The organism is Serratia sp. N21D137 (assembly GCF_047530005.1).
Classification (GTDB): domain Bacteria; phylum Pseudomonadota; class Gammaproteobacteria; order Enterobacterales; family Enterobacteriaceae; genus Chania; species Chania fonticola_B.
Genome location: NZ_JBLJAJ010000114.1, coordinates 1 through 777, shown reverse-complemented (window position 1 = coordinate 777; position 777 = coordinate 1). Strand labels below are relative to the sequence as shown.

The following is a 777-nucleotide window of genomic DNA, read 5'->3' as shown; positions in this document are numbered from 1 at the left end:
GCCAGGAAGGGAGAAATCGTCAGTCCTGTTGGGCAACCGGAGTATCCCAGCCATCTTCATCGATCAGCTGCCAGCTGACTTTCCCGCTCGCGGTGGCGGGCAGGGTGTAAGACTGCTTGCCGAAAGGCGGCACCATCAGGCGCAGAGCCGGTTTGTCCAACGCCACATTCCCCACCGCCAGGCGGGAGAAGGTGAGCCAGTAGGGGGTCGGGTTGGTGGCTGTCAATTGGTCGCCTGCCCGGCTGAAGGTCAGCTTCGGGGCCATGTCTGCTACGGCGCGTTTTACCAATCCGGCCGGGCGGTAAAACAGTTTGATATTGCTCACGACCGTCATCACCATCTGCTCACCGTCGGGTTGCTGAGTGGGCAGCGCCTTCATGGAGATAAAATACACCGATTCGCGGTCGTTAGGCAGTGGCATATCGTTGCGCCGGATACGCAGCGCCAGTTCACCGTTCGCTTCCAGGCGAGCCAGCGGCGGCGTGACAATAAACGGCATCACCGGGGTGCCATGCCAGCTCAGATCGACGTCCCCGGTGGCCGGATCGACCGGGCGGATCCATGACTGCATCAGGTACGGTGCCGGGCTTTTGTTGTAGGCGGTCAACGTTACGCCCTGCTTTTCGCCCTCTGGGTAAATCACCCGCAGTACGTAAAAAGAAATCCCCGGCGAGGCGTTGTCCTGAGCCTGTGCCAGGCCCATTTTGTTGACCAACAGGCATAGGCCCATCAGAAGATAAATCGGGTATTTCATGGTGTGGTCTCCGTGGAGGCTGA

Annotated in this window: 1 protein-coding gene; it reads right to left on the bottom strand. The window is 59.7% G+C overall.

Annotation, left to right across the window (positions count from 1 at the left end; translation table 11 throughout):
- Positions 1-19: 19 nt before the first annotated feature.
- Positions 20-754, bottom strand: coding sequence for a molecular chaperone (locus tag ACMV5H_RS25565; protein ID WP_414822809.1), 735 nt, complete (start codon positions 752-754; stop codon positions 20-22).
- Positions 755-777: the final 23 nt, after the last annotated feature.